Raw genomic sequence first — 2,791 nt, forward strand, 5'->3', positions numbered from 1 at the left:
TCCTGAACGTCATCACCAACGATGGTGGAACCATCGAAAAGGTTGACATCTGGGGCCGTCGTCGCCTGGCTTACGAAATCCAGAAGAAGTCCGAAGGTATCTACGCCGTGGTGAACTTCACCGCTGAGCCGGCTACCGCCAAGGAACTTGACCGCCAGCTGAGTCTCAACGAGACCATCATGCGCACCAAGATCACCCGCCCCGAAGAGCAGAAAGTTGTTGCTGAGTAATTCAGCGGCCAACCTTCAATCTTCATCCCCGCAGGAACGCACAAGGAGGCAGTAGATGGCAGGCGAAACCACTATCACGGTTATCGGTAACCTCACCAATGACCCCGAACTCAGGTTCACACCGTCCGGTTCGGCCGTAGCGAATTTCACCATCGCTTCTACTCCCCGCACCTTCGACCGGCAGTCCAATGAGTGGAAGGACGGGGAAACCCTGTTCCTCCGCGCTTCGGTCTGGCGCGAAGCAGCCGAAAACGTCGCCGAGTCCCTGACCAAGGGCATGCGCGTTATCGTCTCCGGCCGCTTGAAGAGCCGTTCCTACGAAACAAAAGAAGGCGAGAAGCGCACCGTTATCGAGCTTGAGGTCGATGAAATCGGCCCTAGCCTGCGCTACGCCAACGCCAAGGTCAACCGCACCCAGCGCTCCGGCGGTCAGGGTGGTCAGGGTGGCTTCGGCGGCGGCAACAGCGGCGGTGGATTCGGTGGCGGCCAGGGTGCAAACCAGGGCGGCAACACCGGTGGGACATGGGGCGGCAACCAGCCCGCCGCGCAGGAAGACCCGTGGGCCACGCCCGGGGTCAGCAATGCGGGCGGCGGCTGGGGCAACGGCCCGGATTCCGAACCTCCCTTCTAAACAACATCTAAGGTCCGGCAACGAAAACCGACTGGCCGCCGCAAGGCGGTCTGGTGCAGACTGCGCCGGATCACCACCATCCCGTGGATCAATATCCACGGGCTCCATCGAATAGGAGCTCCACGATGGCTAAGGCTGAACTCCGTAAGCCCAAACCAAAGTCCAACCCCTTGAAGGCCGCTGACATCACTGTCATCGACTACAAGGACGTAGCATTGCTGCGCAAGTTCATCTCCGACCGCGGAAAGATCCGCGCCCGTCGCGTCACTGGCGTCACGGTGCAGGAACAGCGCAAGATCGCCCAGGCAATCAAGAACGCCCGCGAAGTTGCTCTGCTGCCTTACTCCGGCGCTGGCCGCGGCTAAGGAAGGGATTAACTAAAATGGCAAAGCTCATTCTGACCCACGAAGTAACCGGTCTCGGTGCTGCTGGCGACGTTGTCGAGGTCAAGGACGGTTACGCACGTAACTACCTGCTGCCCCGCAACTTCGCCCTGACCTGGTCCAAGGGTGGCGAGAAGCAGGTTGAGTCCATCAAGGCTGCCCGCGTTGCCCGCGAGCACGCTTCCCTGGAAGACGCTCAGAAGCAGGCTGCTGCACTCTCCGCCAAGCCGGTCAAGCTGGTCGTCAAGGCTGGCGCAACCGGACGCCTGTTCGGCACCGTCAAGCAGGGCGACGTGGCCGACGCTGTTGAGGCCGCAGGCCTGGGCCGCATCGACAAGCGCAAGGTTGAACTGCCGGCACACATCAAGTCGACCGGTTCCTACCAGGCAAACGTCCGTCTGCACGACGACGTTTCCGCTGTGATCGAACTCGACGTAGTCGCAGGCAAGTAGCCCTCACCGGCTGCAGTCCTGAACTGCTGGAAGGCCCCCGCCTCCGGACCTCTCTGAGGACCGAAGGCGGGGGCCTTCTGCTTTAACCCCAACACGAGGTCACTTGCGGTCCATGTTGGACGGCGTCATGGGCCGTAGGTGACCCCGCGTTGCTTTGGCGGGGCGGATCCCCTTAGGCGTGGTGCAGCGCCGTGGTGACATGCCGGTAGCCGAGCCGGACGAGTTCGGTGAGCACGGCCTCGTCGACGTCGTCGAGCTTGTTGACGTACAGGCAGCCGGCGCCGAGCTTGTGCCTGCCCAGCCTGCCGAGGAGTTCGGCGGCCTCCGGTCCATATGTCAGGCCGTAGAGCGACAGGCTGGATTTCCTGGGGGAGAAGCCCACCGCCGCGGCATCGCCCTCCCTGCCGCTCGCGTACTTGTAGTGGTAGCGGCCGAAGCCCACAATCGTCGGACCCCACATTTGCGCCGGTTCGCCCGTTATTTCGGACATCAGTGCCAGCAGGCGGAACCCGTCGGCGCGCCGGACCGGATGCTCGACGGCGGCCAGGAACTCCTGAACCGACGCGCCGGTTGCCTGCGTTTTGTTTTCAGCCATGAGGGCAGTCTTGCAGAGCGCGACATTCCTGTCAGGCGGGGAGGGTGGCCGGGAATAAATCCCCCTGCCCGCCGCTTCTAGAGGTAGATGCAAACGCATGTAGTCGCGTTGCTGACCAGGATTCAACTTAGGAGCACTCCGTGGAAACCCGCCGTATCACCGTTATCTCCGCCGGACTCGGCGTCCCCTCCTCAAGCCGCCTGCTCGCGGACCAGCTGGCGGCCTCGGCCGAGCGGCAGCTTGCCGCGGCCGGCTACGCCGTGGACATCGAGGTCCTGGAGTTGCGGGACCTCGCCGTGGACATCGCGAACAACTTTGTAACCGGGTATGCGGCTCCGCGGCTCGCCGAAGTGATCGCCGGCGTCGAGGCCTCTGATGGCCTGATCGCCGTCAGCCCCGTGTTCAGCGCGTCCTACAGCGGGCTTTTCAAGTCCTTCATCGACGTGCTCGATCCCAAGGCGCTCGAAGGCAAGGCCGTGCTGATCGGGGCCACCGCCGGC

Annotated in this window: 6 protein-coding genes; 5 read left to right on the plus strand and 1 reads right to left on the minus strand. The window is 63.0% G+C overall.

Annotation, left to right across the window (positions count from 1 at the left end):
* The first annotated feature begins 2 nt into the window (after positions 1-2).
* The 4 genes from rpsF to rplI all read left to right on the plus strand — a co-directional run bounded on the left by rpsF (position 3) and on the right by rplI (position 1,696).
* Positions 3-230 (plus strand): 30S ribosomal protein S6, encoded by a 228-nt coding sequence (rpsF, locus tag LQV45_RS24215; protein WP_230009170.1) that lies wholly within the window; start codon positions 3-5, stop codon positions 228-230.
* A 55-nt stretch (positions 231-285) separates the two neighbouring features.
* On the plus strand, positions 286-861 hold the full coding sequence (locus LQV45_RS24220; protein WP_018775330.1) for a single-stranded DNA-binding protein: 576 nt from the start codon (positions 286-288) through the stop codon (positions 859-861).
* 125 nt (positions 862-986) lie between these two features.
* A complete protein-coding gene (gene rpsR, locus LQV45_RS24225) occupies positions 987-1,226 on the plus strand; it encodes a 30S ribosomal protein S18 (RefSeq protein WP_003800144.1) in 240 nt (79 codons plus the stop codon).
* Between the two features lie 17 nt (positions 1,227-1,243).
* Entirely contained in the window at positions 1,244-1,696 is a 453-nt protein-coding gene (rplI, locus tag LQV45_RS24230; protein WP_018775331.1) for a 50S ribosomal protein L9, read from the plus strand.
* A gap of 172 nt (positions 1,697-1,868) precedes the next feature.
* On the opposite strand, the gene LQV45_RS24235 is transcribed toward rplI, so the two are convergent.
* Positions 1,869-2,291, minus strand: a complete 423-nt coding sequence (locus tag LQV45_RS24235) for a DUF1801 domain-containing protein (protein ID WP_230009171.1) — start codon at positions 2,289-2,291, stop codon at positions 1,869-1,871.
* Between the two features lie 140 nt (positions 2,292-2,431).
* On the opposite strand from LQV45_RS24235, the gene LQV45_RS24240 reads away from it, so the two are divergent.
* On the plus strand, positions 2,432-2,791 hold a 360-nt coding region (locus LQV45_RS24240), incomplete at its 3' end, for an NAD(P)H-dependent oxidoreductase (RefSeq protein WP_230009172.1).

Source organism: Microbacterium sp. Bi128 (assembly GCF_918698205.1).

What these genes read in the sequence shown, in the direction of transcription:
- rpsR (WP_003800144.1), top strand. Translation starts at nt 987, where the DNA reads ATGGCTAAGGCTGAACTCCGTAAGCCCAAACCAAAGTCCAACCCCTTG.
- LQV45_RS24220 (WP_018775330.1), top strand. Translation starts at nt 286, where the DNA reads ATGGCAGGCGAAACCACTATCACGGTTATCGGTAACCTCACCAATGAC.
- rplI (WP_018775331.1), top strand. Translation starts at nt 1,244, where the DNA reads ATGGCAAAGCTCATTCTGACCCACGAAGTAACCGGTCTCGGTGCTGCT.
- LQV45_RS24235 (WP_230009171.1), bottom strand. Translation starts at nt 2,291, where the DNA reads ATGGCTGAAAACAAAACGCAGGCAACCGGCGCGTCGGTTCAGGAGTTC.